This is a genomic window from Bradyrhizobium sp. GW821-FHT13H05 (assembly GCF_058804065.1).
The window spans coordinates 239,443-264,376 of sequence record NZ_JBXAPO010000007.1 but is presented as its reverse complement, the minus strand read 5'-3'; the positions used below and the strand labels follow the sequence as shown (position 1 = coordinate 264,376).

The following is a 24,934-nucleotide window of genomic DNA, read 5'->3' as shown; positions in this document are numbered from 1 at the left end:
AACGGACCACGAGACAGTCCGTTGTATACATCCTAGCTCCGATCACGCGCGCGTCCGATCAATTCGATGACAGATGCGCGGCGCGAACCGGCAACGCTATGGTAACCACGAAAACGCCAACAAAAGCAAAGGCCCGAACGCGGGTTCGGGCCTCTGATAAGATCACAAGAAGTCGACGATTGCGACGGGACGATTTACTCGTCTTCCTCGGGCTGCTCTTCCGGCGGCGCGAGGCCTTCGAGGCCCTTCAGGAGCTCCTCTTCGGTCATGCGCTCAACGGCAACTTCAGTATCGTCGGCATCGACACTGGCGCCGGCGGAACCGATCAGCGGCACCGTATCGGGCTCGGGCTCGTCGACTTCGACGAACTTCTGGAGCGAGTGCACCAGCTCCTCGCGGAGGTCCTCCGGAGAGATGGTCGTGTCGGCAATTTCACGCAAAGATACAACAGGGTTCTTGTCGTTATCGCGGTCAACCGTTAGTTGTGAACCTGACGAAATCATGCGGGCACGGTGGGCGGCCAGCAGGACCAGGTCAAACCGGTTGTCGACCTTGTCGATGCAATCTTCTACGGTGACGCGAGCCATGGACTGTCGCTCCGTTGTGGGTGGGACGAAATATGTGGATGATTGGGGCTAGTTATAGGGACCGGGGCAGTTTCGCAAGGCCAATTTGTGATTTGGCCTCGCCAAACGGCTCTGCTACCCCCACATTGGGGCTGGGACGGGTGGTTTCCCGGGCTGCCATCGAGGGTGGCGCCGGGTGTATGAGCGTCCGCCATAACTATACCTTGATTGCCCCGACTTCTCCGGATTTGCGGTTTCGACGGGACTCGGCGGCACTTTAGGACTGCGCGGCTTGCTGCCGCCAACAATAAACGATCAATCATGAACTCTACGCGAGCAAACTGAATGTCACCTTCCTCTACCGACAAGATCGCGCTCTTCATCGATGGAGCCAATCTCTACGCGACGGCGAAAACTCTGGGCTTCGACATCGATTACAAGCGACTGCTGAAGGAGTTTCAGAGCCGCGGGACACTGTTGCGGGCGTTCTACTACACCGCCATCATCGAGGATCAGGAATACTCCTCGATCCGTCCCTTGATCGACTGGCTCGACTACAACGGCTACACCGTTGTGACCAAGGCGACCAAGGAGTTCATCGACGCCTCCGGCCGCCGCAAGGTCAAAGGTAATATGGACATCGAGCTTGCGGTCGACGCCATGGAGCTCGCCGAGCACATCGACCAGATGGTGCTGTTCTCGGGTGACGGCGACTTCCGCTCCCTGGTCGAGGCCGTACAGCGCCGCGGCGTCCGGGTCACGGTGATCTCCACCATCGCCAGCCAGCCGCCGATGATCGCTGACGAGCTGCGCCGCCAGGCCGATGTCTTCACCGACCTCGTCGAGCTGCAATCCAAGCTCGGCCGCGACCCGTCCGAACGCCCCGCCCCGCGTGATCGCGGCGATCGCGAGGCCCGCCACCACGCCCCGCAGTTCCTCCAGCGCGCAACCACGATGGCGCCGAGGGGTGATGACGACTTCGAGGAGTGAGGCGGCCCGGTCAACCCGCCAGCCCCCCACCCTCGTCCCCGACCGTGACTGTCCGCTCTGTCCGCGCCTGGTCGCCTTTCGCGAGGCGAACCGCGCGCGCGAGCCGTTGTGGCACAACGCCCCGGTCCCGCCCTTCGGCGACATCAAGGCACGTCTGCTGATCGTTGGCCTGGCGCCGGGCATGCAAGGCGCCAACCGCACCGGCCGGCCGTTCACCGGCGACTACGCCGGCGACCTGCTCTACGCCACGCTGCTCGAATACGGCTTTGCCAAGGGTAACTATCAGGCGCGGCCCGACGACGGGCTGAAGCTGGTCGACTGCCGGATCGCCAATGCCGTCCACTGCGTGCCGCCGCAGAACAAGCCGCTGCCGGTCGAGATCAACACCTGCCGTCAGTTTCTCGCAGCAAATCTCGCGACGATGCCGAACCTGCGCGCGATCGTGGCCCTCGGGCGAATTGCGCACGACACGGTGCTCAAACCGCTGAATCTGAAGGCCTCGCAGGCGCCTTTCGGGCACGGCGCGGTGCACCAGGCCGGTGCGTTCAAGCTCTACGACAGCTATCATTGCTCGCGCTACAACACGAATACCGGCGTGCTGACGACCGACATGTTCCGGTCGGTGTTCGCGAAGATCAAGACCGACCTCGACTAGCCCTGAGGCTAGGCCTTGGCGGGATTAGCCTTGGCAGGATTGCGCTTGAGCCAGTCCAGAACATCGCCGGCATTCCGGTCGGGCGGAAACACCGGGTAGAACACATGCGAAATCCTGGCATCGTCGATGATCAGCGCGAGGCGCTTGATCAGCGTCAGGCCCGCGACGTCCATGGTCGGCAAATTCAGCGCGCGCGTCAGCGCCAGCTTCTCGTCCGACAGCACCGGAAACGGCAGATGCAGCCGCGACGCCATCTCGGTCTGGTAGGCATTGCTCTGGGTCGAGAGGCCGAACACTTGCGCAGCGCCGGCGGCCTTCAGCTCGGCAAACAAATCGCGAAACGCGCAAGTCTGCGGGGTACAGCCGCGCGCGCCCGGAATCATGTCCCAATCGTCCACCAGGGCGATCTTGCCGGGCTCGCCGGTGCGGGGATAGGCAAACACCACGGTTCGGCCGCGCAGCGCCGACAATGTCACTGAGGTATCGTCGGTCGCGAGCAGGCTGACCGAAGGAAAGGTCAGGCCCTTCAGATGCGCGGCGCCACCGTCATCGGTCGGCGCGGGAATCTGGGTCCAATCGACCTCGAGCAGGTTCTTCTGCGACATCCGCAATCCTCTTGCCGCTATCCCCTCGCCCGCATCAGGCGGCCCTTCTCTCGGCTCCAGTCGCGCTTCTTCTCGGTTTCGCGCTTGTCGTGCAATTTCTTGCCCTTTGCAACCGCGAGCTGCAATTTGGCGCGACCGCGCTCGTTGAAATAGAGCTTGAGCGGGATCAGCGTCATGCCCTCACGGTCGACCGCGCCCATCAGCTTGTTGATCTGCCGGCGATGCAGCAGCAGCTTTCGCGGCCGCTTGGGCTCGTGATTGAAGCGGTTGCCCTGGAGGTATTCGGGAATGGTGGCGTTGATCAGCCAGATCTCGCCGTCCTTGGAATCGGCGTAGGACTCCGCGATCGTGCTCTTGCCGTTGCGGATCGACTTGACCTCGGTGCCGGTCAGCGCAATGCCGGCCTCGATCGTATCCTCGATCGCATAGTTGAAGCGGGCCTTGCGATTCTCCGCCATGACCTTGATAGGACGTTCGTTCTTATCGGCCATGACGGACAAACCTGATCGAGATGCGCACGTAAGCTAACAGTTTGGATGAAGCGCGCGCGTCACTTCTTGAGGAGATCGCGGATCTCGGTCAGCAGCTCGACCTCCGCGGACGGTTTTGGCGGAGCCGCGGGCGCCGCCTCCTCCTTGCGCTTCAGCGTGTTGATGGCGCGGATCACCAGGAACAGCACGAAAGCGACGATGATGAAGTTGATCGTCAGCGTGAGGAAGCTGCCCCAAGCAAGCACCGCACCTTGCTTTTTCGCGTCCGCCAGGTTGGTCGCGGTCACCGCCTTCGACAATGGAGTGAAGTAGTTCGAGAAGTCGAGGCCGCCAGTGATCGCGCCGATGATCGGCATGATCACGTCGCCGACCAGCGACGTGACGATTGCGCCGAACGCCGCGCCGATGATGACGCCGACCGCGAGATCGACGACGTTGCCCTTGACGGCAAACTCGCGGAACTCCTTGAGAATCCGCGTGCCCTTTTCCTCGACGCTCATGAACAGCTCCCCGGACGCGCTAGCGCATCAATTGATCAAGCCAGCGTGCACCATGGCACTGCGCACGGCAACGCGCGTCGGCTCGGTGACCGGCACCATCGGCAGCCGCAGCGTCTCGTCGAGCTTGCCGAGCAGCGACATCGCGTACTTGATCGGCGCCGGATTGCTTTCGATGAACAGGTTGTTGTGCAGCGGCATCAGCTTGTCGTGCAGCTTCAGCGCGGTGGCGTGATCGCCCTTCGCCCAGGCGGCCTGGAACTCCGAACACAGCCGCGGCGCGACATTCGAGGTCACCGAGATGCAGCCGTGGCCGCCATGCGCCATGTAGCCGAGGATGGTCGCGTCCTCGCCCGAGAGCTGGTTGAAGTCCTCGCCCATCGCGGCGCGCTGCTGCGAGACGCGAACCATGCTGGCGGTGGCGTCCTTGACGCCGGCGATGTTCTTCAGCTCCCACAGCCGCTTCATGGTGTCGACCGACATGTCGATCACAGAACGCGGCGGGATGTTGTAGATGATGATCGGAATGCCGATCGCATCGTTGATCGCCTTGAAGTGCTGGTACATGCCTTCCTGGGTCGGCTTGTTGTAGTACGGCGTCACGATCAGCACGGCATCCGCGCCGGCCTTCTCGGCGTGCTGGGCGAGCTCGATCGCTTCCTTGGTCGAGTTCGAGCCGGCACCGGCAATCACGGGCACGCGGCCCTTGGCTTCAGCGATGCACCATTCGACGACCTTCTTGTGCTCGTCATGGCTGAGCGTCGGGCTCTCGCCGGTGGTGCCGACCGGGACCAGGCCGTTGGTGCCCTCGGAAATCTGCCAGTTGACCAGGGAGCGGAACGCCGCCTCGTCCAGCGAGCCGTTCTTGAACGGCGTGACCAAGGCGGTGAACGACCCCCGGAATTTCGTCTTGGCTGCCATGGACTTCCTCCGTACGCGGCAATCTTGAGAGCAAGCCCCTTTCATACCGGGTCTATCCCGCCGGTAAAAGGGCCGCTTCCGCGTGACGCACCGTTTAGGCCGCGATTTTGCCGCGGTGGTGGTGCAAACCCGGCAAAGGTAAGCGGCTGTTGGTATTTTGTCCGCATATTCAATCAAATACAGCCAGATCTTGTACAGATAGATCTTGAGCCACATCACTGATTCGGGGCGACGAAACGCCGTGACCTCCTTTCCTCGTGCCGCATGGCGATCCGCAGGTCTGGTTGTGAGCCTGATGGCAGGGCTGTCGATCGGCTGCGCCGCGCTGGCCAAGTCCAACGAGACGCCCGCGGAAGGGCCCAAGGACACTGCGAAGCCTGCAGCCAAGGACACAGCGAAGGGATCGGCCAAGGGAACCACCCAGGGAACTACCAAGGGAACCGGCAAGGACGCGGCCAAGGGAGCAGACAAGGGAGCGAACAAGGGAGCGGCAAGCGCCCCCGCCAAGGATGCTGCGAAGAAGCCGGCCAAGGACGCCGGTAAGGATGCCGGCAAAAGCGCCGGCAAGGATCCCGCGAAGGACAAGCCCGCAGCCGCGGCCCCCGCGCCAAAATCAAAACCGACCGCCAGCGGCTCGCCCCCCAAAGCCGCACCCGCGCCGGCCGTGACGGCCACCGTCAGGCCGACCGCGCCGGCAGCCGCCGCCAAACCAATTCCAGCGCCCGTCCTCGCGCCCGCGACCCGTCAGCACGCCGCACCGCGCAAGCCGGTCACACCGGCCGCCGTCGCGGCAACCTCGTCGACGTCGCAAGCCGACAAGGACACGCTGGAGAGCGTCATCGAGCTCGTGCGCAAGCGCAAGCCGGGCGATGCCACCAACGAAGCAGCCTCGATCTCGGATCCGGTCGCGCGAAAGCTTGCGGAGTGGATCATCCTGCGCAGCGAGGACAATGGTGCGACCGTCGAGCGCTATCGCGCCTTCCTCTCCGCCAATCCGAGCTGGCCGTCGCAGACCTTCCTGCGTCGCCGCCTCGAGGCCGCCATGTGGGACGACAGGCGCGACGATTCGGTCGGGTGGTCGTGGTTCGAGAACGAATCCCCCGTTTCCGCCAAGGGCCGCTTCACGCTCGCCAGGGCGATGCTGGCGCGTGGCGACCGCGCCAATGCCGAGCGGCTGGTGCGCGAGGCCTGGCGCAGCGATCCGATGTCGGAAGATACCGAGAACAATGCGCTTGACCAGTTTGGCGCGTTGCTCACGCCGGGCGATCAGAAGGCGCGGATGGACACGCTGCTCTATGGCAGCGAGAACGAGGCCGCGCTGCGCGCCGCCAAGCGCCTCGGTGCCGGCTATGTCGCACTCGCCAAGGCCCGCATCGCCGCCGTCAAGAAGGCGCCAAACGCACACGCGCTGCTCGAGGCCGTACCGCGCGAGCTGCACAATGATCCCGGCTTCATCTTCAGCAAGATCCAGCTCTTGCGCCGCGAGGAGAAGTTTGCCGAAGCCGCCCAGCTCATGCTGTCGGCACCGAAGGATCCGAACCGGCTCTACAATCTCGACGAATGGTGGATCGAGCGGCGCCTGCTGGCACGCAAGATGATCGACACCGAGGAATTCCGCAGCGCCTATCTGATCGCGCGCGATGCGGCCCTGCCCTCGCGCGACATCTACAAGACCGAGCAGGAGTTCACCGCGGGCTGGATTGCGCTGCGCTTCCTCAATGATCCCGCCACCGCCGCCCAGCATTTTGCCCGCATCGGTGTCAGCAGCGTCAATCCGACCACGCTGGCGCGCGCCGGCTACTGGCAGGGCCGCGCGGCGGAAGCCGCCGGCCGCCAGCAGGAGGCGCGCAACGCCTATGCGCGCGCCGCCGAGCAATCCACCAGCTATTACGGCCAGCTCGCGCGCGCCAAGCTCGGCCTGCCGCAGATCGAGCTCAACAGCCAGCCGCGCGGCCGCGGCGCCGAGCGGCTCGAGATCGTGCGCGCTGCGCAACTGCTCTACGAGCTCGACGAGCGCGAGATGGCGGTGCCTGTTCTCGCCGACATGGGCGAGAACGGCGATCCCGAGGCGCTCACCGGCCTCGGCGAGCTGACCCAGCGCTACAGCGACGCACGCGGCATGCTGCTGCTCGGCAAGGCCGCGCTGAACCGCGGCCTGCCGTTCGACTTCTACGCCTATCCCGTCAACGGCATTCCACAGTTCACGCCGATCGGCCCCGAGGTCGAGCGCAGCATCGTCTATGCCATCGCGCGGCAGGAAAGCGCGTTCAACCCCGCCGTGGTCTCGCCGGCGCAAGCCTACGGGCTGATGCAAGTGACGCCGGACGCCGCGCGCTATGTCTGCAAGCGGCACGGTGCGACCTACGACCTTGGCCGGCTGAAGAACGATTCGGTCTACAACGCCACGCTCGGCTCGGCCGAGCTCGGCGGGCTGCTCGAGGATTATCGCGGCTCCTACATCATGACCTTCGCCGCCTACAACGCCGGCCGCGGCAGCGTGAAGAAGTGGGTCGATCGCTACGGCGATCCGCGCGACCCCAAGGTCGACGCGGTCGACTGGGTCGAACTGATTCCGTTCTCCGAAACCCGCAACTACGTGCAGCGGATCATGGAGAACCTGCAGGTCTACCGCGCCCGCTTCGGCGGCGGCACGCGCTTGCAGATCGAGGCTGACCTGCGCCGCGGCGCCGGCACCGTTGAGTAGCGGCGCCGTCTTTCGAAGCGGAAACCCGCCCCGTCATCATCCCCCGCTGGATTGAGCGAGACACGCGATGCTCGCCTTGATAGCATCCGTTCGGGATGGACATCTGCTGTCCCGGGCAACAAAAAGGAGGAAGGCTAATGAAGATGCTGGCAGTGTCCGTTCTGTCTCTTACCGCCCTGTTGATCGGGCCGATGAACGCCGCCCCCATTCAGCAAGTCGCGGCAAAGACAAGCAACAGCCCCTATGTCGGGTGCTCTCTTTCCGGTGCGGCGGTCAACGGTTGCAGAAACGTTCTCAACTTCAAGACCTTCTACGAGTGCCGAAGTAACAGGATGGAGAGGGGCTGGACGGATATCGAGAGCTCCTATTATTGCCGGGCCCTCGATCTGAAATAAGAACGGTTTCGGCTTTGACTCCAGGAGGCCGCCTCTTTTGGCGGCCTTTTTCGTATCAAGAGCCGACACCGCGATCGTCTTTGCTACTCTTGCCGGGCGACCACCGTCCGTCCCTCGACCACCAAAGCAACCCATCAAAAAGAAAAGCCCCGGCGGTTTCCCGCCGGGGCTTCTGTCAGGTCGTTAGACCGAACTTACCAGTTGCGCTGAGCGCGGAGGAGCAGAACGAGCGAGTCCTGATCCTTCAGCTCGTAGGTCGCAGCCGGCTTGGCCGGAACAGCGATCAGAGCGGCCGGGGTCACCGTGCCAGAGTACTTCTGGTCGAGGTGGGTCCAGGCGAGGTCAGCCGAGAACGTCAGGTTCTTGACCGGGGTCCAGCGGGTGATGATACCCACCTGGCCGATCGCGAAGTCCGGGTTACAGCCAGTCACGCCAGCAACACCACCGAACACACCGCCGGTGCCAGCCGCGCCGCAAAGCGTGGTCTTGGCGAGCGTACCGTACTGAGCCTGAGCGTAGGCACCGTAGATCGCGGTGTTCCAGTAGGGATCCCAGTTATGGGTGTAAGCGCCACGGAAGCCCCAGGTCTTGACGGTTTCCTGCGAGCTGCCGGTCACGTACACCGTGTCCGGAGCGGTGGCGAAGCCAATGCTCTGGTAGGCGATGCCCGAGCTGCCGAACATCGAGTAGGTGCTGCCCGCCAGGTTCTGGAAGTTGTAGCGGGTCGCGCCGTCGGTGTAGACGCCCGAAATGTTGATCACGTCACCCGCACCAGTCGGGATGTTCTTGATCGACAGTGCCAGCTGAACAGCCCAACCCCACTTGTCGTCGGGATGGCCGGTCGGCTCGGAAGCGCCGTAGTAACCAACGTGGTTGTCATGCGCAGCAACCGACGCCTGGAAGAGACCCCAAGCCTGGTCGACACGCACCATACCAACGAGGTTCGGCGAACGCGTGCCGCCGATGGCGTTGGTGCCGTAGGCACCCTGCAGCATGCCGTATGCGGACGCGCCGGTCATGTTGAGGTTGCCGGCCTGATAGTAGGAGGAGACGTCTTCAGCCGAGAAGGCCGCCGTCACGCCCTGACCGAAATCAGCGGTGTAGGTGAACTGGTTGACACCAGTGACCGTGCCGCTGCCGCCGACGAGGCTGTCGAAGTTGTTGCCGGGATAGTTGGTCCAGGGCGCGTCGAACTGCGACACGGCCTTACCCATCGTGAAGCCGGCGAACTGGATGAAGGCATAGTACACGCCGAGCGAACCGCCCGAGGTGTTGCTGTCCGTCTGGTTGACGGACCCCGAGGCCGAACCATACAAGGTCGTAGCGCCGGTGAGCGGGTTGGTGCCAGCAGCCAGAGCGCCGCTGTAGACGGTGCCGCCGGTTCCGCTGTTGCTGCCGGCGTAGTTGCCGGTCGTCCAGGAGAACACGCCGTCGAAGAAGGTACGGACGACGCCGTACTCGGTCGCGGTGCGCGTGTCGATGTTGAGATCTTCACGAGCGCGAGCGGTGTAGTAGTTCGTCAGACGGTTGCGCGAACCGTTGGCGTTCTGGCTCGAAACGTTGAGACCGCCGCTGTAGTCCGAGTTGGTGCCCAGCGCGACTTCAGCGCGCAGGTAACCACCCAGCTTGATGCAGGTGTCGGTGCCCGGGATGTAATAGAAACCCGCACCGTACAGGGAGCAGATCTTCACGTATTCGACCGCTTTGGCCTTCACGGGGAGATCGGCTGCCTGTGCTCCGCCAACAGCGATGAGACCCGCCGCTGAACCGAGCAAAAGGCTCTTAACCAACTTCATGTTAAACCTCCAAGTTTGCTCTATAGGGAAGGTTCCGGATCCGCTGGGTGAAACACCCTAAGGTTGGTTCCCTTGTCCCTTAACTCACCGCTTAGTCGCTTCGCGCCTTCGGACACACCCGCTGAACGCGAGGGACTTAAGCGAACCACCTAAAACGGGACGACCTCGGGATGCCCCCCTCCGTCGCTCAGTCACAATTACCGAACGTCCTTGCACACACAACAACAGAACGCTCCGAAACGGGCCAATGAAGCTTGTTTTCCGGCGGGTGTTGCACAAATAACACGCAGATGTGATCGGACCGACCTCGTAAGCCGTTGTTTTAATTTGATTTTTTTATGCGGTTCCATTTGCCTTCAAAGTTCCTCACTTGAGGCACCGCGGGCTGGAGCTTGGCGTGCACGGGCTCTGACACGCTCGAATCGTGGAATCAGAAGGAGATTCAAGGAGACGACACAGCCTCCCCTTCGCGAGCCTTTACCTGGCGCAAGCGCGGCCACGGCAGCGCCGAGGGCTGCGCGGCGAACACTCTATACGGATAGCGGGGATTATCGGGATCGGGGCAGTTGGGCTGATGGAGACGGCGGGATTCGCCCTCGACACAGGCGCGAGCCGTCCCATCTCGATCTTGCAGCAAATTCAGTGCCTTAAATGAGAGAAAAGCCTCTCATACGCACAAACTATCCTTGCCGCCCGCACCGGACGTTCCAGACCTGTGTCCATCATCGCGACGTTACGCTCTCGCCCCGCGAGAAAACCGTCGTGTTTCGAAGATCGCTGGGAATATTCGAGCGAAAACACACGCTTCCAAATTGACCGGCCCAACGAATTAGATGCATAAGGCTCGCACCGGAGAGGTGGCCGAGTGGCTGAAGGCAACGCTTTGCTAAAGCGTCATACGGTCTCAAGCTGTATCGAGGGTTCGAATCCCTCCCTCTCCGCCATCACCTGGCAGCAGAATCGAAATCCGTACGCTCCTTCAGCTGAAAGCTGACAGGTAGCCGGCCTCGCAAGCCTCACGAAGGATTCGCGTGCTGCCGGGGCCAGGCGATTCGCACAGTCTCTATATAGATGTGTCCGCACCTAGCGGCCGGACCGCCAGATCCGCCAATGCGAAGGCGCGATCAGCACCGCCTCGCCGGCCCAGACATTGAACCAGACGCCGGCCTTGCGGCGGCATGGGAAGGTCAACGGCAGAATGCCGGTCTTGTGCGGCCGTCCGAGTTCCAGATCGCAATCGTCGGGGGCGATCTGAATCGGCAGCCACTGTTCATTGATATCGAAGTCGCTCATGCCGCGCGGATGTAGGTGGCGGCACGATGCAGGAACTTGATTCAGCGCAACCGGGCTCGCCCGTGAAAACACGGGTGCGGATGCGGCGCTCAGTTCAGTGAGCAGACACCCACGCCCTCGCCTCACGCTGCGCGGCCGAGATCTCGGACTCCGACATCTGCCCGGCAACTTCCTGGCGCAGCGCCACGGCGTCCTTGCGGCCCTTGAGGGCGGCGAGGTTGAACCATTTATGCGCGGCGACGAGATCGACGAGGCCGGAGCGGCCGCTCGCCCAATAGATCCCGCGCTCGAACAGCACGTCCGACAGCGCGCCCGCATCGATCGGCGTTGCCGTATCGAGATCGAAAGTACCCTGAAACATAACGCATCCCCTTTTTTCTTGTGCCGGCTCGTTCCCCCGAGCGCGGCTCCCGTCCAACTTTGATTTGCATGATCCCTTCTGGGACCGTGCGCTGTTCAACTCATCCCCGATGCCGTTTGCCGGCTTGTTGGAGGTGATGATGGCGGGCAAATTTGAATGGCAGTTTAAGTATCGCGATGAAGCAGACGTAAACGCGAGCGCGCGGCGCCCGCGTGGCAAATGCAAGAAGTCCCTGTTTTGCAAACACTTCTGCAGTTCGTTAGATTCGGTTTACCCTGGGATTTTCGGAGAACGATAACCATCGCGCGCGGTGGCTGGCCCAACGCCGCCCATTGTCGTCACCCGCGACCCGGCTACGCCAAGGCTTCGCCGGGACTTGCGGTCTCGGCACGCCGAAGCTTCAGCGAAGGCGCCAAGCGGGTGACCCGGCATGCCAGAGACAGCCGTCGTCACTCGGGAAGCTGCGGCGGACTGGATCGCCCGGTCGAAGCCGGGCGATGACACCGCGCATGGAGAGACGGCGCACAACGCCGCAGGCGCCCTCGCCTGCCCAAAGGCAGTACGGCCAACGCAGCGCGGCCACGTCGCAATCAGATCAGCGATGTCGGGAATGGGAATGCCGGCAATACCCCGGCCTCAAACGAACGAGGGCGTCGGCGAACACGTCAGGACCAGATTCCACGTTGGCCCGAAGGCCGCCTGTGAAATTGCAGAACCGGAGAACCGGCACCGCACCGAACGAAGAAAACTCGTTTCTTCTGCCGGACCGTGCAAGAGAACGATCCGACCGTTGACCTGATGTCTCGCCGACACCCTCTATCGTCGACCAGAACCTCCAGGAGGCGCTGATGACGTGCCGGCTCTCAGGGAGCCGGCAACTTCAGAAGTCGAAGTTACTTCTTCTTCTTCGCGACCTTGCGGGTCTTCTTCGCAGTCTTCTTCACTGCGCTCTTCGCCTTCTTCGCCTTCTTCGCTTTCTTGGCCATGTTGCCCTCCGATGTGTGAGATGGCTTTAATCGCTGCATGCAGTCGGGGATCGAATGCACACTCATCCCGAATACACCAACACAACGAAAAAAACAGCGTCTCGCTTAAAGAAGTGTTGACGCAGCAAGGCACGTGCGCTTGGCGAGCGCGACGCAAGCGCACTGCACGACGTGTTCGCGCGATCGCGGAGAGTGGGCGCATCATCGGTGTTTGCGAGAGTAGTGATTGCAGGAAAACACTATGCAGAAAGTATTTTCCTGCACTCACGCATTGCGCATGATCGGCGCGGTGACGCATGTCGCGACGCGCGAGATCGCCTCGCAAAGGCGCTTCGCGGACTCTGAGTCGCGAGTTTTGGCAACGAAAATATTTTCATGATTAACGGCGCGAGCGCTCGTCGGAGCGTGTTCAAGCCGCCGTTTTGCGCGAATCGCGCGACGGCGATTCGGCCGCCTTAGCGCTGTCGATCGGGATGAAGTTTGCCGCCGAGGACGCGCGCGAGCGTCGCATCGCGAACCGAACGCGAGGTGACGAAGCGTGTCCGTCACCTCGTTCGAACGTGTGAGGCTAGATGCCGAGCTTGGACTTGAGCAGGTCGTTGACGCTCTGCGGGTTGGCTTTGCCGCCGGACGCCTTCATCACCTGGCCGACGAACCAGCCGAGCGACTGCGGCTTGTCCTTCACCTGCGCCGCCTTGTCGGGATTGGCCGCGATGATGTCGTCGACCACCTTTTCGATCGCCGAAAGATCCGTCACCTGCTTCATGCCGCGGCTTTCGACCAGCGCGCGGGGATCGCCGCCCTCCTGCCAGACGATCTCGAACAGATCCTTGGCGATCTTGCCGGAGATCGTGCCCTCGCCGATCAGGTCGACGATCGCAGCCAGCTGCTCGGCGTTGACGGGGGAGCCCGTAATATTCCGGCCTTCCTTGTTGAGACGGCCGAACAGCTCGTTGATCACCCAGTTCGCCGCCATCTTGCCGTCGCGCGCGCGATTGCCGAGCCTGTCGAGCACGGTTTCGTAGAACACCGCGCTCTCGCGCTCGGCAACGAGCACGCTCGCATCGTAGGCCGACAGGCCGAAATTGGCGACGAAGCGCGTCTTCTTCTGGTCCGGCAGCTCCGGCAGCTCAGTCTTCAGCTCGTCGACGAAGCTTTGCGAGAACTCGAGCGGCAACAGGTCGGGATCGGGGAAGTAGCGATAGTCGTGCGCCTCTTCCTTCGAGCGCATCGAGCGCGTCTCGCCCTTGTCGGGATCGTAAAGCCGCGTTTCCTGGTCGATCGCCCCGCCGTCCTCGAGGATTTCGATCTGGCGACGTGCCTCGTACTCGATCGCCTGGCCGATGAAGGTGATCGAGTTCATGTTCTTGATCTCGCAGCGGGTGCCGAGCGGCGCGCCCGGCTTGCGCACGGAGACGTTGACGTCGGCGCGCAATGAGCCCTTCTCCATGTCGCCGTCGCAGGTGCCGAGATAGCGCAGGATCGAACGCAGTTTTGTCACGTAAGCCTTGGCCTGCTCGGCGTCGCGAATGTCCGGTTTTGATACGATCTCCATCAGCGCCACGCCGCAGCGGTTGAGGTCGACATGGGACATGGTCGGCGACTGATCGTGCAGCAATTTGCCGGCGTCCTGCTCAAGATGAAGGCGCTCGATGCCGATGGTCGCGGTCTTGCCGCCATCCAGCTCGACCTCGACCTCACCTTCGCCGACGATGGGCGACTTGTACTGGCTGATCTGGTAGCCCTGCGGCGAGTCCGGGTAGAAATAGTTTTTGCGGTCGAACACCGAACGCAGATTGATCTTGGCGTTGAGGCCGAGCCCGGTCCGGACAGCCTGTCTGACGCATTCCTCGTTGATGACGGGCAGCATGCCCGGCATCGCCGCGTCAACCAGCGACACGTGGCTGTTCGGCTCGCCGCCGAACGCGGTGGAGGCGCCGGAGAACAGTTTTGAGTTCGAGGTGACCTGGGCATGGATCTCCATGCCGATGACCATCTCCCAGTCACCGGTGGCGCCTTTGAGAAGCTTGTGCGTGGCCGTGCTCATGTCGTGCTCCCGAGCAGCGTGGCAGCGATCCGCTCCCACTCCGCTTCCAATGAATCCTTTGCTGCGGGCTGGCCGGCCTGGCGGTACCAGTAGCCGGCATTGCCGAGATCGCCTTCGACGCGGTGCAGATAGGCGTGCACCCAGGCGGCGTCGCGGCCATTGTCGTCCTGAACGATCCCGTGCGCCTGGTCCCAGTCACCCTTGCCGGCCCACCAGAGACCGGCGAGCGGCGCGTTCAGGCCTGGCGCGGGCGCAGCGCCGTCGAGGCTTGCGATGAAATCAGCGACATTCACCACCACCTCGCGGGCGTGAAGCGGCCGGCGGCCTGCTCGATCACCTCGCCGAGCGAGAACAGCGTCTCCTCGTCGAAGGGACGGCCGATCAGCTGCAGGCCGAGCGGCAGGCCCTGCGCGTCCTTGCCGGCGGGCACGGCGATGCCCGGCAGGCCCGCCATGTTCACGGTCACCGTGAAGATGTCGTTGAGATACATCTCGACCGGATCGGCGCCGCCCTTCTCGCCGATGCCGAAGGCCGCCGACGGCGTCGCCGGCGTCAGGATCGCGTTGACGCCCTTGGCGAAGCAATCCTCAAAGTCCTTCTTGATCAGCGTGCGCACCTTCTGGGCGCGCAAATAATAGGCGTCATAATAGCCGGCCGAGAGCACGTAAGTGCCGATCATGATGCGGCGGCGCACCTCGGCGCCAAAACCTTCGGCGCGGGTGTTCTCGTACTGCTCGATGATGGTCTTGCCCTGCTCGCGCAAGCCGTAGCGCACACCGTCATAGCGCGCGAGGTTCGAGGACGCCTCCGCCGGCGCCACGATGTAATACGCCGGCAGCGCGTATTTGGTGTGCGGCAGCGACACTTCGACGAGCTCGGCGCCGGCCGCCTTCAGCCACGCCGCGCCCTCGCTCCAGAGCTTTTCGATCTCGGCCGGCATGCCGTCGAGGCGATACTCCTTGGGGATGCCGATCCTGAGACCCTTCACGGACCTGCCGATCGCCGCCTCGTAATCCGGCACGGCAACGTCGACCGAGGTCGTGTCCTTCGGATCGTGCCCGGCCATCGAGCGCAGCAGCATCGCCGCATCGCGCGTTGTGCGCGCGATCGGGCCTGCCTGGTCGAGCGAGGAGGCAAAGGCGACGATGCCCCAGCGCGAGCAGCGGCCATAGGTCGGCTTGATGCCGACGGTCGCGGTGAACGCCGCCGGCTGGCGGATCGAGCCGCCGGTATCGGTCGCGGTCGCGCCCATGCACAGCAGCGCCGACACGGCCGAGGCCGAGCCGCCGGACGAGCCGCCCGGCACCAGCGTGGTGTTGCTGCCCTCACGCCGCCACGGATTGCCGACGGGACCGAAGCACGAGGTCTCGTTGGCCGAGCCCATCGCGAACTCGTCATTGTTGAGCTTGCCGAGCATCACCGCGCCGTCGCGCCAGAGCTGCGAGGTGATGGTGGACTCGTAGGTCGGCACGAAATTGCCGAGGATCTTCGAGCACGCCGTGGTGCGCACGCCCTTGGTCGCGAACAGATCCTTGATGCCGAGCGGGATGCCGGCGAGCGGGCCGCCCTCGCCCTTGGCGATCTTCTCGTCCACGGCCTTCGCCATGTCGCGCGCGCGATCGGGCGTCTCCATCACGAAGGCATTGAGCACGCGCGCCTTCTCGATCGCGCTCAGATGCGCGTCGGTCAGCTCGAGTGACGTGAAAGTCTTGGACGCGAGACCCTTGCGGGCCTCGGCGAGCGTCAGCGATGTCAAATCGGTCATTTATTGATCGGGCTGCAGAAGAATGGAGACAGGGTCTTGTCGTTGGCCGGGTCGTCTTTTTTCTTGACGTTTTTCTTGGCGGCGGCATTCGCAGCGGCCTCGATCTCGTCGAGCACGGCATTGACGGCGACATTGGGGTCGGCAGCCTTGCCCTGCCGCTCCATCTTGTCGAGGTAATTCATGTAGGCCTGATAGGCCTTCTCATCGTCGCAAAGCATGCACATCGGACGGCGTCCTGAATTGAATTACTCAACAACCTTGGGCACCAGGAAGAAGTGACCTTCGGTCGCGGGCGCGTTGGCAACGATATCGTCGGCGATCTCGCCGTCATTGACCACGTCGAGCCGTTTCTTCATCTGCATCGGGGTGACCGAGGTCATCGGCTCCACGCCCTCGACATTGACCTCCGAGAGCTGCTCGACAAAGGCGAGCATGGCGTTGAGCTCGCCCTGAAGATGCGGAACCTCGTCCTCGGAAACCGCGATGCGCGCCAGATGCGCGATGCGGCGGACGGTAGCGGCGTCGACGGACATTATATAAGGCCTCTCACGGCGAAATCTAACTGCCGTATAGCAGAGGCCGGTTTTGCGCCGCAACCGGCGCTTTCCCGTTACCCAGCCAGCGCTTTCATGCGTGCCAGCGCCGATTTGGCGAGATCGCGGGTCAATTCGGCTGCGGGGACCTCACGGCCCAGCGCAATGGCCTGGCCGGCCCAGAGATTGGTGAAATCCACCCTGCCCTGTTTTTCGGCGGCCGCCTTCAGCGGCCCCAGCGCGGTTGCCGCATGGGGGAACGGCGGCGCATCCGGCGAGATCGGGCCCGCCTCACGCATCAGGCGGTTCTGCACCCCGCGTGCCGGCCGGCCGGTCATGACATTGGTGATGACGGTGGAATCGTCCCGCCCCTCGGCCAGCGCTGCACGGCCCGCCGCGCTCACCTTGGACTCTGGACAGCGCAAGTAAGCGCTGCCGATCTGGACGCCGGACGCGCCGAGCGCGAACGCGGCAGCAATGCCGCGCCCGTCGGCGATACCGCCCGCCGCGATAACAGGCACTTTCACCGCGTCGGCGACCTGCGGCACCAGCGCGAAGGTGCCCGGCTGCTCCGATATCTTATCGGTCAGGAACATGCCGCGATGGCCGCCGGCCTCGGCGCCCTGCGCGATCACGGCGTCGACGCCGTGCTGCTCGAGCCAGACCGCTTCCTTCACTGTCGTCGCCGACGAGATGACGAGGCAGCCCGCCGCCTTGACGCGCTTGAGCAGTGCCGGCTCCGGCAGGCCGAAATGAAAGCTGACGATCTCCGGCTTCAGCTCCTCGACGACCTCGCAGAAAGAGGCGTCAAACGGCGCACGGTTCGCCGCATTGATCGGCGCCGCCGGATCGAGACCGTGCTCAGTGTAATAGCTCGCCAGCCGCTGCTTCCAGCGCGCCTCGGCCTCCGACGTGAGATCGATCGGCGTGTGGCAGAAGAAGTTCATGTTCACCGGCGCCTTCACGCGCTGGCGAATGATGTTGACCTGCTCGCGCGCCTTCTCCGGCGACAGCATCGCGCTTGGTAGTGAACCGAGCCCGCCGCCCTCTGCCACGGCGATCACCAGCTCCGCATCCATCACGCCGGCCATCGGCGCCAGCACGATCGGGAATTCGGTCTTGAAAAGGTCGATCAGTCGACGGTCAGGCCACATGGTGCTGTCTCTCATGGTTCAGGCGACGGACGTGATGGAGTTGCGCCGGCCGGCGAGATGCTGCTCGGCTTCGGTCGCAATCCGTTCGACGATCTCGGCCGCCGGTGGAATATCATGGATCAAGCCGACCGCCTCGCCCGCGATGACGGCGGCGATATCGAAATTGCCGGTTTCTTTCGCAGCGATATAGTCCGCCGCGACTGCGGCAACATTCTGCATCAGCTCGACCTCGCGCCCCATCCAGCGCCTGGCATGGTCGTTGATGAGACACCTTCCCGTGAACGGCGCCGGCCAGACATTGTTGCGGGAGAGATCGAAGATGATGCCACGCACGGTGGAGCCGCTGTTCGCCGCGCAGATGCGCCGCTTGGCGTCCTCGGCGCCGTCGGCCTCCTGGCTCGCATAGAAGCGCGTGCCGAGCAGCACACCGCCCGCGCCCAGCATCATCATGGCGGCGAGCCCGCGCCCGTCGGCGATACCGCCGGCCGCGACGACAGGCACGCGGCCCGCCGCGAGATCGACGATCGCAGGCACGAGATCGACGGTGGTGCGTGACGCGCCATGACCGCCCGCCTCCATGCCCTGCGCGATCAGGATATCGGCGCCGGCATCGAGCGCCTGCCGCGCCATCGTCTCATCCTGCACCTGGCAGATCAGCCGTGCGCCTGTAGACTTGATCCTTGCTGCGAACGGCGCGGGATCGCCGAACGACAACATGATCGCGGATGGTTTTGCGGCGAGCGCGACGTCGAGCAGCTCGGGCCGCTTGGCGAGACTCCAGGTGATGAAGCCGATCCCGAACGGCGCACGCAGCTGAGCGAGCTTCGCGGTCTCCTGCTCCAGCCACGCCCTCTCACCATAGCCGCCACCGAGAATGCCGAAGCCGCCGGCACGGCTGACCGCCGTCACCAGCCGGCTGCCCGCGACGATATCCATCGGCGCCAGCAGGATGGGATGCCTGATCTCCAGCAGTGTGGTCAGCGGCGTCGCAATGGGCATGGCCCCTCCCGATCTGGACAGTGAGAGTAAGCGCGACTAGCATTCTCGAAAAATGAATTGTTGCGAACGCTGCCATCACAAAAGTGAAACGACGCCATGGAACTCAGCGATATCCAGACCTTTGCCGCCGTCGCCCGCACCGGCGGCATCACCCGCGCAGCCGAAGAGCTGAACACGGTGCAGTCGAACGTCACCCAGCGCGTGAAGGCGCTCGAAGCGGAAATCGGCACACCGCTGTTCGAGCGCCACAGCCGCGGCATGACGCTGACCGGCGCCGGCAAACGCCTGCTTCCCTACGCGCAACGGATGGCCGCGTTGTCGCGCGAAGCGGTGCTCGCCGCGCGCGACGATGGCGAGCCGAAGGGACCGCTGGCGATCGGCTCGATGGAGACAACGGCCGCCGTACGGCTGCCGCCGCTGCTGGCCGATTTCCACCGCCGCTTCCCGGCCGTGCGCCTCTCCTTGCGTACCGCAACCACCGCAGACCTCGTCGCCGGCGTGCTCGAAGGCACACTCGACGGCGCCTTCGTCGCAGGTCCCATCGCGCATGCCGACCTCACTGCGACAAGCGCCTTCCGCGAAGAGCTGGTGCTGGTCAGCGCACGGCGCTGGAGCTCGCTCGCCGAGCTGCGCGCCGGCACGCCGGAGTCCGGTCCGACCGCATTGGTGTTCCGCACCGGCTGCACCTATCGCCAACGGCTCGAACAGGTGTTCGTCGAGTTCGGCTGGCCGTCGGCCGCACGCTTCGAGCTCGGCACGCTCGACGGCATGATCGGTTGCGTCGCCGCCGATATGGGCGTGACGCTGCTGCCGCGCGCTGTCGTCGAACGCAGCGCGATGAATGGCAGCGTGTCGATCCACGCGCTGAGCCCATCGCACGCGCGCGTCGAGACACTCTTCATCCAGCGCAGCGCCGGACACCAATACAGCGCGCTGCAAGGTTTCATCTCCTGCTTAAAAAAAGACGATCAGGTCATCGCGGCCTGACACCGGCGCAGCGTTCCATCGCGCGCAATTCAATGTCACAAATCTGTCGTACTTGAATCATCCCGCGCTGCGCGCGGCCGATGCCGCGTTCAGCCGTCGCAGCACTACAGGTCGAAAAGTTTTGAAGCCCGTAGGTGTTCTACGTTAGGATGCGCGACTGGCCGGCGCAAAACCATAACGAAGCAAAAACATCGGGAGGACTATCGATGCGCAATACGCTCGTGTTGTGCTGCATCGCCGCGTTGTCGGCGATGACTGGAACTGCAAGCGCACAGGACTGGACCAAATCGAAATGGGGCCCGAACGACGAGATCGGCGCCGCCAACTACATGACGCCCGAACTCGTGCTGAAAGCGGCCTCGCTGGTGAAGACCGGCAAGACCTACGCCCTCGGCATTCCCGTCACGCCGCAGACGCCCGCCTACCCGCCGCGCGCCTTCAAGCTCACCATCGTGCAGCCCGGACAGGCCGGCATCCCCGGTCTCGGGCCCAACAAGGCAACCTATAACGACGATATCCTCGACACCTGGGTCGGCATCGGCAGCCAGCTCGACGGTCTCGGCCATCTCGGCGTCGAGCACGTCTATTACAACGGCAACAAGCTCGCCGATTTCGCCGACCCGAACGGGTTGAAGAAGCTCGGCATCGAGAAGGTGCCGCCGATCGTCACGCGCGGCGTGCTGCTCGACATGGCCGCCTATTTCAAAACCGACATCGTGAAGGAAGGCACCGCCTTCAACGTCAAGGAGATCGAGGAAGCCGCCAAGCAGCAGAACGTCGAGATCCGCCAGGGTGACGTCGTCCTCTTCCACACCGGCTGGCTCAGCCTGATCGGCAAGGACGACAAGCGCTACTCGGCCGGCGAGCCGGGTCTTGGCGTCGAAGGCGCGAAGTATCTCACCGGCAAGGGCGTCGTCGCGATCGGTGCCGACACCTGGGCGCTCGAGGTGCTGCCGTTCGAGTCCAAGAACATTTTCGAGGTGCACCAGATCCTGCTCGCGATGAACGGGACCTACATCCTCGAGAACATGGACACGGCCGCGCTCGCGAAGGACAAGGGCTATGAGTTCCTGTTCGTGCTCGGACAACCGCGCTGGTCCGGCGGCGTGCAGGCCATGATCAACCCGATCGCGATCCGCTGATCTGACATCCGGGCGAGGAGCCGCCTGCCGCCGGCAGGCCCCTCGCCCGAACTATCTCTGCGGCCTGAGATGCCAGCGCCGCAGCGCAACCAGGGCCCAGATCGCCTCGACGAGCCCGAACGGCCAGGCGCCTTGTAGGAAGCCGTAGGCCGAGCCGAGCGCACAGGAGATGGCGAACAGCAGCACGAACCAGTGGCTGCGGTCCTCCATCGCATAGCAGACCAGCATCGCGGTGACGGCAAACAAGCCGAATAACGTCAGTGCATCCATGTTCCGGGTTCACTCCGCAGCGCGACGCGTGATATGCGCTAAAACCATGCCTGCTCTTATCCTGCCCCTGATCGATGCCGCAACCCACTGGCCCGAACGCGGCGGGCTGGTCGGCCTTGATCTCGGCACCAAGACCATCGGCGTCGCCGTATCCAACCCGGATCGTCGGTTAGCCACCGGCGTCGAGACCATCCAGCGCAAGGCGTTCAAGCAGGACGCCGCCCGGCTGCTCGCGATTGCCACCGAGCGCAAGGTGGTCGGCTTCGTGCTCGGCCTTCCCATCAACATGGACGGCAGCGAGGGCCCGCGCGCGCAATCAACCCGCGCCTTCGCCCGCAACCTCGCCGGCCTGACCACACTCCCCATCGGCCTCTGGGACGAGCGGCTGTCGACCGCGGCGGTCGAGCGCGAGCTGATCGGCATGGATGTGAGCCGCGCCAAGCGCGCCGAAGTGATCGACGAGCACGCCGCGATCTTCATCCTGCAAGGCGCACTCGACCGCCTCGCGAACTTGCGCAGCGGAACCGGTTGATCCCATGGCCGTCGTGATCGCGGCGCTGCTGCCGGTCTTCATCCTCATTGTGCTCGGCGTCGTGCTCCGGCACAGCCTGATGCGGCTGGACACGCAATGGCACGGGCTGGAGCGGCTGACCTATTTCGTGTTGTTTCCGATGCTGCTGATCCAGACGCTGGTGAAGGCTGATCTCTCCAAGGTACCAGTCGCGGGCGTCGGCGGCGCATTGCTGCTGTCGGCGCTCGCGATGTCGCTGCTCTGCCTCGCGCTGCGCCCGGCCCTGGCGCGGCTCGACATCGACGGCCCCGCCTTCACCTCGATCTTCCAGGGCGCGACGCGCTGGCAGACCTATGTGGCGCTCTCCGTTTCCGCCAACATGTTCGGCGATGTCGGGCTGGCGCTGGCCTCCGTGGCCATGGTCGCGATCATCCCGCTGGTCAACGTGTTCAGTGTCGCCGTGCTGGCGCACTATGCCTCACCCGAAAAACAGTCAGCCCGCGCCATCGTCATGACGGTGATCCGCAATCCCCTGATCTGGGCCTGCGTCGTCGGCCTCATCATCAATGTCATCCATCTGCCGCTGCCAAAACTCTGGCACGAAGTCGCCGATGCACTGAGCCGTTCCTCGCTCGCGATCGGCCTGCTCGTCACCGGAGCCGGCCTGCAGCTCAACGGCCTGCTCCGCCCGAGTGTGAGCGCAACGCTCGGCGTGACGTTCAAGCTGGTCCTGATGCCCGTGCTCGCGCTGGTGCTCGCCGTCTGGTTCGGCCTCTCGGGTGACAGCCTCGCGATCGTCGCGATCTGCGCGGCGGTCCCGACCTCACCCAGCGCCTATGTGCTGGCCCGCCAGATGGGCGGCGACGCGCCGCTGCTGGCGCAGATCATCACGCTGCAGACGATTCTGGCGGCCATCACGATGCCGATTGCGATCGCGCTGGTGGCTTGAGGCCGGAGCGGCATAGCAACTACGCCGCCCGGATATCCCTGAAGAAGCGCTCCACCTTGTCGCGCAGGCTCATCGACTGGCGCGACAGCGAGCCGGCGGCCTCGAGCACCTCATCTGCGGCCGAGCCGGTTTCGCGAGCGCGCTCGGTCACGTCCTTGGCGCTGTTGAGCACGCTCTGCGTGCCGTCCGCCGCCTCGTTGACGTTGCGCGAGATTTCCTGCGTCGCGTTGCGCTGCTGCTCGATGGCGAGCGCGAGCTCGCCGGAGATACCGTTGATCTCGGCAATGACGGCGGCGATGTCGCGGATCGCCGTGACCACGGAGTTGGAGACGCCCTGCATCTCCTCGATCTGGGCGGTGATCTCCTCGGTGGCGCGGGCAGTCTGATCGGCGAGGCTCTTGACCTCGGAGGCCACCACCGAAAAGCCCTTGCCGGCGTCGCCTGCCCGCGCCGCCTCGATGGTCGCGTTGAGCGCGAGCAGATTGGTCTGGTTGGCGATGTCGCGGATCAGTTTGACCACCTGCCCGATATGCTGGGTGGTGTCCACGAGGGTCCGCACGGTGCCATCGGTCGCAGCCGCGGCGTCCGACGCCCTCAGGGCGATCGTGCGCGAGGAGTCCACCTGGCGCGCGATCGCGTGGATCGACGCGGCGAGCTGCTCCGAGGCGGCTGCCACGCCATGCACATTGGCCGATGCGCTTTCGGCCGAGACCGCCGCGCTCGATACGCCGTTGGCGCTCCTCTCGGCCGACACCGAGAGCTGGCGCGCGGTCGTTTCCAGCCGGTCGGCCGCCGCGGTCGCCGCGCCGAGCACGCCGGCCATCTCCTGATCAAAACTAACGAGCAGCCTCTCGATCGCCGCCGCCTGCCGCTCCTTGGCCGAACGCGCAACGGTTTGCGCCGTTTCCAGCCGGGCCCGCTCCACCGCGTTGTCCTTGAACACACCGACGGCCTTCGCCATCGCGCCGATCTCGTCCTGTCGCCCGGCGTCGGCCAGATCGATGTCGAGGTCGCCGCGGGCCAGACGGTTCATCACCGAGATCAGCCGTCCGATCGGCCTTGCGACCATCCGGTTGAGGCTCGCGCCCAGGATCAGAATGATCAGAATCACGGCCGCGACAGTCGCGACCCCGGCGGAGAAGCGCGCACGCCTCAGCTCGGCATAGGCGGTGGCGGTGTCGACCGAGAGGCCGACGAACCAATCGGCGCCAGGCAGACCGGGGATGCGCACGAACCGCACGAGCTTGGCCCGCCCCTCCTGCTCGGCCGGATAGAGTCCCGGCCCGATCGAGGGCGTGCCGACAGGATAGGCCTCGGCCAGCGTCTTGCTGATCAGGTCCCGCTGCGGATGCACCAGAATCCTGCCCCTGGAATCCACCAGGAACATCTGGCCGAGCCCACCGAGATTGTTCCCGCTGAGCATCTGGGCCAGAGCCTCGACGTTGAAATCGCTGCCGACCACGCCGGCCAGCGCGCCGGCGCGACGCACCGGCACGGCGACGGTGACGATCAGCTCACGGCTCGACGCCGAGACGTAGGGCGCGGTCAGCCCCGTGGCGTTGGTCTCACTCGCCATCTTGTACCAGGGCCGCAGCCGCGGATCGAAGCCGGACGGGATCTCCGTCTTCGGCCATTTCGTGAATTTGCCGTCGGCCGCGCCGAAATACGTCAAGGCGAAATTGTCGATCAGCGTCTTCTGGGCGAACAGCGGCGTCGGGTCGGCCGACGGATCGAGGCCCGAGACCAGCGAGGCGGCATATTCGGTCAGCATGACCCGGCCGGCGAACCAGGCGGCGACATGGTGGGCCGTGCTGTCACCGATGGTCTTCAGCGACGTATCGAGCTCGGCATCGGTGGCCGCGCGCTGCGCGATGTCATTATAGACCGCGAAGCCGGCGAAGATGATCACGACGACCACGGCGACGATGGCCTGGATGCGCCGCATGACGCTGGTCCGCCTGGCATGGCTAGCTTGGATCTCCGACATCGATTTCCTTTTCGGGATTGGGCTGATTTGCCGGGTCTCGACGCCGGCGGCATGGAAGCTTCAGGGGATACGCGCTGTGTCCGGCGGCACCGGAACGGGGCAAGCGACGGGCATCGAGGCCGCGACCGCGAACCTGGCGGGCCGGACGCGGCCGAAGCCGCGCAGCCGACGCGTCGGCCGGCCAGACAACTGCGAGCCCTTCATCATTCCCCACGCGCTTGAAGCGGAATCCCCACGCAAATTAGACCAGAATCGCCCCGTTCCCGGAACGATGTAACGGTAACATCGATGGATGTTACCTCTCTGGTTCGCTGCAAAGGCCGGCGCGGC

Annotated in this window: 26 protein-coding genes and 1 tRNA gene; 10 read left to right on the top strand and 17 right to left on the bottom strand. The window is 64.2% G+C overall.

Annotation, left to right across the window (positions count from 1 at the left end; translation table 11 throughout):
- Positions 1-194 precede the first annotated feature (194 nt).
- Positions 195-587: a DNA-directed RNA polymerase subunit omega gene (rpoZ, locus tag AC1RR3_RS23030; protein WP_008133017.1), complete on the bottom strand. Its 393-nt coding sequence runs from the start codon at positions 585-587 to the stop codon at positions 195-197.
- A 324-nt stretch (positions 588-911) separates the two neighbouring features.
- Here rpoZ and AC1RR3_RS23025 point away from each other — a divergent pair, with 324 nt between their 5' ends.
- A complete protein-coding gene (locus tag AC1RR3_RS23025; RefSeq protein WP_018320007.1) occupies positions 912-1,556 on the top strand; it encodes a LabA-like NYN domain-containing protein in 645 nt (214 codons plus the stop codon).
- Complete coding sequence (locus tag AC1RR3_RS23020; protein WP_492825391.1) at positions 1,537-2,211, top strand: uracil-DNA glycosylase; 675 nt, start codon at positions 1,537-1,539, stop codon at positions 2,209-2,211. Before AC1RR3_RS23025 ends, AC1RR3_RS23020 begins: the two co-directional genes overlap by 20 nt.
- A gap of 8 nt (positions 2,212-2,219) precedes the next feature.
- Here AC1RR3_RS23020 and AC1RR3_RS23015 read toward each other — a convergent pair whose 3' ends face one another.
- The 4 genes from AC1RR3_RS23015 to dapA are packed head-to-tail and all read right to left on the bottom strand — an operon-like array spanning position 2,220 to position 4,725.
- A complete protein-coding gene (locus AC1RR3_RS23015; protein WP_492825390.1) occupies positions 2,220-2,816 on the bottom strand; it encodes a peroxiredoxin in 597 nt (198 codons plus the stop codon).
- A gap of 17 nt (positions 2,817-2,833) precedes the next feature.
- On the bottom strand, positions 2,834-3,307 hold the full coding sequence (smpB, locus tag AC1RR3_RS23010) for an SsrA-binding protein SmpB (RefSeq protein WP_027530006.1): 474 nt from the start codon (positions 3,305-3,307) through the stop codon (positions 2,834-2,836).
- 59 nt (positions 3,308-3,366) lie between these two features.
- Positions 3,367-3,807, bottom strand: coding sequence for a large conductance mechanosensitive channel protein MscL (mscL, locus tag AC1RR3_RS23005; RefSeq protein WP_492825389.1), 441 nt, complete (start codon positions 3,805-3,807; stop codon positions 3,367-3,369).
- Between the two features lie 27 nt (positions 3,808-3,834).
- The gene (gene dapA, locus AC1RR3_RS23000) at positions 3,835-4,725 is read right to left on the bottom strand and encodes a 4-hydroxy-tetrahydrodipicolinate synthase (RefSeq protein ID WP_492825388.1); all 891 of its coding nucleotides are present in this window, start codon (positions 4,723-4,725) and stop codon (positions 3,835-3,837) included.
- 295 nt (positions 4,726-5,020) lie between these two features.
- On the opposite strand from dapA, the gene AC1RR3_RS22995 reads away from it, so the two are divergent.
- Positions 5,021-7,429 (top strand): lytic transglycosylase domain-containing protein, encoded by a 2,409-nt coding sequence (locus AC1RR3_RS22995; RefSeq protein WP_492825387.1) that lies wholly within the window; start codon positions 5,021-5,023, stop codon positions 7,427-7,429.
- Between the two features lie 137 nt (positions 7,430-7,566).
- A complete protein-coding gene (locus AC1RR3_RS22990; RefSeq protein WP_492825386.1) occupies positions 7,567-7,824 on the top strand; it encodes a hypothetical protein in 258 nt (85 codons plus the stop codon).
- 194 nt (positions 7,825-8,018) lie between these two features.
- On the opposite strand, the gene AC1RR3_RS22985 is transcribed toward AC1RR3_RS22990, so the two are convergent.
- Positions 8,019-9,620, bottom strand: coding sequence for a porin (locus AC1RR3_RS22985; protein ID WP_492825385.1), 1,602 nt, complete (start codon positions 9,618-9,620; stop codon positions 8,019-8,021).
- A gap of 851 nt (positions 9,621-10,471) precedes the next feature.
- Here AC1RR3_RS22985 and AC1RR3_RS22980 point away from each other — a divergent pair.
- Positions 10,472-10,564, top strand: a tRNA-Ser gene (locus AC1RR3_RS22980).
- A gap of 139 nt (positions 10,565-10,703) precedes the next feature.
- Here AC1RR3_RS22980 and AC1RR3_RS22975 read toward each other — a convergent pair.
- From AC1RR3_RS22975 to AC1RR3_RS22935, 9 genes are all read right to left on the bottom strand, one after another.
- Positions 10,704-10,913, bottom strand: a complete 210-nt coding sequence (locus AC1RR3_RS22975; RefSeq protein WP_492825384.1) for a hypothetical protein — start codon at positions 10,911-10,913, stop codon at positions 10,704-10,706.
- Between the two features lie 94 nt (positions 10,914-11,007).
- Positions 11,008-11,274 (bottom strand): hypothetical protein, encoded by a 267-nt coding sequence (locus AC1RR3_RS22970; RefSeq protein WP_492825383.1) that lies wholly within the window; start codon positions 11,272-11,274, stop codon positions 11,008-11,010.
- A gap of 1,554 nt (positions 11,275-12,828) precedes the next feature.
- Positions 12,829-14,307, bottom strand: a complete 1,479-nt coding sequence (gene gatB, locus AC1RR3_RS22965; protein ID WP_492825382.1) for an Asp-tRNA(Asn)/Glu-tRNA(Gln) amidotransferase subunit GatB — start codon at positions 14,305-14,307, stop codon at positions 12,829-12,831.
- On the bottom strand, positions 14,304-14,606 hold the full coding sequence (locus tag AC1RR3_RS22960; protein ID WP_492825381.1) for a hypothetical protein: 303 nt from the start codon (positions 14,604-14,606) through the stop codon (positions 14,304-14,306). Before AC1RR3_RS22960 ends, gatB begins: the two co-directional genes overlap by 4 nt.
- A complete protein-coding gene (gene gatA / locus AC1RR3_RS22955) occupies positions 14,597-16,072 on the bottom strand; it encodes an Asp-tRNA(Asn)/Glu-tRNA(Gln) amidotransferase subunit GatA (protein WP_492825380.1) in 1,476 nt (491 codons plus the stop codon). The genes AC1RR3_RS22960 and gatA overlap by 10 nt, the downstream gene beginning before the upstream one ends.
- Entirely contained in the window at positions 16,069-16,296 is a 228-nt protein-coding gene (locus AC1RR3_RS22950; protein ID WP_492825379.1) for a hypothetical protein, read from the bottom strand. Before AC1RR3_RS22950 ends, gatA begins: the two co-directional genes overlap by 4 nt.
- 21 nt (positions 16,297-16,317) lie before the next feature.
- Complete coding sequence (gatC, locus tag AC1RR3_RS22945; protein WP_492825378.1) at positions 16,318-16,605, bottom strand: Asp-tRNA(Asn)/Glu-tRNA(Gln) amidotransferase subunit GatC; 288 nt, start codon at positions 16,603-16,605, stop codon at positions 16,318-16,320.
- Between the two features lie 77 nt (positions 16,606-16,682).
- Entirely contained in the window at positions 16,683-17,759 is a 1,077-nt protein-coding gene (locus AC1RR3_RS22940; protein ID WP_492825377.1) for an NAD(P)H-dependent flavin oxidoreductase, read from the bottom strand.
- 18 nt (positions 17,760-17,777) lie between these two features.
- Positions 17,778-18,758, bottom strand: a complete 981-nt coding sequence (locus AC1RR3_RS22935) for an NAD(P)H-dependent flavin oxidoreductase (protein WP_492825376.1) — start codon at positions 18,756-18,758, stop codon at positions 17,778-17,780.
- A 96-nt stretch (positions 18,759-18,854) separates the two neighbouring features.
- Here AC1RR3_RS22935 and AC1RR3_RS22930 point away from each other — a divergent pair, with 96 nt between their 5' ends.
- Positions 18,855-19,745 carry a LysR family transcriptional regulator gene (locus tag AC1RR3_RS22930; protein WP_492825375.1) on the top strand — a complete coding sequence of 297 codons (891 nt, stop codon included), beginning with the start codon at positions 18,855-18,857 and terminating at the stop codon, positions 19,743-19,745.
- Between the two features lie 206 nt (positions 19,746-19,951).
- Positions 19,952-20,887, top strand: a complete 936-nt coding sequence (locus AC1RR3_RS22925) for a cyclase family protein (RefSeq protein WP_492825374.1) — start codon at positions 19,952-19,954, stop codon at positions 20,885-20,887.
- Between the two features lie 51 nt (positions 20,888-20,938).
- On the opposite strand, the gene AC1RR3_RS22920 is transcribed toward AC1RR3_RS22925, so the two are convergent.
- Positions 20,939-21,157: a hypothetical protein gene (locus AC1RR3_RS22920; RefSeq protein ID WP_492825373.1), complete on the bottom strand. Its 219-nt coding sequence runs from the start codon at positions 21,155-21,157 to the stop codon at positions 20,939-20,941.
- A 46-nt stretch (positions 21,158-21,203) separates the two neighbouring features.
- Between AC1RR3_RS22920 and ruvX the strand changes: the two genes are divergently transcribed.
- Both ruvX and AC1RR3_RS22910 read left to right on the top strand, forming a co-directional pair.
- Complete coding sequence (ruvX, locus tag AC1RR3_RS22915) at positions 21,204-21,689, top strand: Holliday junction resolvase RuvX (RefSeq protein ID WP_492825372.1); 486 nt, start codon at positions 21,204-21,206, stop codon at positions 21,687-21,689.
- A 4-nt stretch (positions 21,690-21,693) separates the two neighbouring features.
- Positions 21,694-22,617 (top strand): AEC family transporter, encoded by a 924-nt coding sequence (locus AC1RR3_RS22910; RefSeq protein ID WP_492825371.1) that lies wholly within the window; start codon positions 21,694-21,696, stop codon positions 22,615-22,617.
- A gap of 19 nt (positions 22,618-22,636) precedes the next feature.
- On the opposite strand, the gene AC1RR3_RS22905 is transcribed toward AC1RR3_RS22910, so the two are convergent.
- Positions 22,637-24,562, bottom strand: coding sequence for a methyl-accepting chemotaxis protein (locus AC1RR3_RS22905; protein ID WP_492825370.1), 1,926 nt, complete (start codon positions 24,560-24,562; stop codon positions 22,637-22,639).
- Between AC1RR3_RS22905 and AC1RR3_RS22900 the strand changes: the two genes are divergently transcribed.
- Positions 24,561-24,881, top strand: a complete 321-nt coding sequence (locus AC1RR3_RS22900; protein ID WP_492825369.1) for a hypothetical protein — start codon at positions 24,561-24,563, stop codon at positions 24,879-24,881. The two genes, AC1RR3_RS22905 and AC1RR3_RS22900, sit on opposite strands and share 2 nt — an antisense overlap.
- The last annotated feature ends 53 nt before the right edge of the window (positions 24,882-24,934 follow it).

What these genes read in the sequence shown, in the direction of transcription:
- gatA (WP_492825380.1), bottom strand. Translation starts at nt 16,072, where the DNA reads ATGACCGATTTGACATCGCTGACGCTCGCCGAGGCCCGCAAGGGTCTC.
- AC1RR3_RS22990 (WP_492825386.1), top strand. Translation starts at nt 7,567, where the DNA reads ATGAAGATGCTGGCAGTGTCCGTTCTGTCTCTTACCGCCCTGTTGATC.
- AC1RR3_RS23020 (WP_492825391.1), top strand. Translation starts at nt 1,537, where the DNA reads ATGACGACTTCGAGGAGTGAGGCGGCCCGGTCAACCCGCCAGCCCCCC.
- AC1RR3_RS22985 (WP_492825385.1), bottom strand. Translation starts at nt 9,620, where the DNA reads ATGAAGTTGGTTAAGAGCCTTTTGCTCGGTTCAGCGGCGGGTCTCATC.
- AC1RR3_RS23015 (WP_492825390.1), bottom strand. Translation starts at nt 2,816, where the DNA reads ATGTCGCAGAAGAACCTGCTCGAGGTCGATTGGACCCAGATTCCCGCG.
- dapA (WP_492825388.1), bottom strand. Translation starts at nt 4,725, where the DNA reads ATGGCAGCCAAGACGAAATTCCGGGGGTCGTTCACCGCCTTGGTCACG.
- AC1RR3_RS22975 (WP_492825384.1), bottom strand. Translation starts at nt 10,913, where the DNA reads ATGAGCGACTTCGATATCAATGAACAGTGGCTGCCGATTCAGATCGCC.
- AC1RR3_RS23025 (WP_018320007.1), top strand. Translation starts at nt 912, where the DNA reads ATGTCACCTTCCTCTACCGACAAGATCGCGCTCTTCATCGATGGAGCC.
- mscL (WP_492825389.1), bottom strand. Translation starts at nt 3,807, where the DNA reads ATGAGCGTCGAGGAAAAGGGCACGCGGATTCTCAAGGAGTTCCGCGAG.
- AC1RR3_RS22970 (WP_492825383.1), bottom strand. Translation starts at nt 11,274, where the DNA reads ATGTTTCAGGGTACTTTCGATCTCGATACGGCAACGCCGATCGATGCG.
- AC1RR3_RS22920 (WP_492825373.1), bottom strand. Translation starts at nt 21,157, where the DNA reads ATGGATGCACTGACGTTATTCGGCTTGTTTGCCGTCACCGCGATGCTG.
- AC1RR3_RS22910 (WP_492825371.1), top strand. Translation starts at nt 21,694, where the DNA reads ATGGCCGTCGTGATCGCGGCGCTGCTGCCGGTCTTCATCCTCATTGTG.
- AC1RR3_RS22935 (WP_492825376.1), bottom strand. Translation starts at nt 18,758, where the DNA reads ATGCCCATTGCGACGCCGCTGACCACACTGCTGGAGATCAGGCATCCC.
- gatB (WP_492825382.1), bottom strand. Translation starts at nt 14,307, where the DNA reads ATGAGCACGGCCACGCACAAGCTTCTCAAAGGCGCCACCGGTGACTGG.
- rpoZ (WP_008133017.1), bottom strand. Translation starts at nt 587, where the DNA reads ATGGCTCGCGTCACCGTAGAAGATTGCATCGACAAGGTCGACAACCGG.
- AC1RR3_RS22900 (WP_492825369.1), top strand. Translation starts at nt 24,561, where the DNA reads ATGACGCTGGTCCGCCTGGCATGGCTAGCTTGGATCTCCGACATCGAT.
- ruvX (WP_492825372.1), top strand. Translation starts at nt 21,204, where the DNA reads ATGCCTGCTCTTATCCTGCCCCTGATCGATGCCGCAACCCACTGGCCC.
- AC1RR3_RS22905 (WP_492825370.1), bottom strand. Translation starts at nt 24,562, where the DNA reads ATGCGGCGCATCCAGGCCATCGTCGCCGTGGTCGTCGTGATCATCTTC.
- AC1RR3_RS22930 (WP_492825375.1), top strand. Translation starts at nt 18,855, where the DNA reads ATGGAACTCAGCGATATCCAGACCTTTGCCGCCGTCGCCCGCACCGGC.
- AC1RR3_RS22950 (WP_492825379.1), bottom strand. Translation starts at nt 16,296, where the DNA reads ATGTGCATGCTTTGCGACGATGAGAAGGCCTATCAGGCCTACATGAAT.
- gatC (WP_492825378.1), bottom strand. Translation starts at nt 16,605, where the DNA reads ATGTCCGTCGACGCCGCTACCGTCCGCCGCATCGCGCATCTGGCGCGC.
- AC1RR3_RS22925 (WP_492825374.1), top strand. Translation starts at nt 19,952, where the DNA reads ATGCGCAATACGCTCGTGTTGTGCTGCATCGCCGCGTTGTCGGCGATG.
- AC1RR3_RS22995 (WP_492825387.1), top strand. Translation starts at nt 5,021, where the DNA reads ATGGCAGGGCTGTCGATCGGCTGCGCCGCGCTGGCCAAGTCCAACGAG.
- smpB (WP_027530006.1), bottom strand. Translation starts at nt 3,307, where the DNA reads ATGGCCGATAAGAACGAACGTCCTATCAAGGTCATGGCGGAGAATCGC.
- AC1RR3_RS22940 (WP_492825377.1), bottom strand. Translation starts at nt 17,759, where the DNA reads ATGTGGCCTGACCGTCGACTGATCGACCTTTTCAAGACCGAATTCCCG.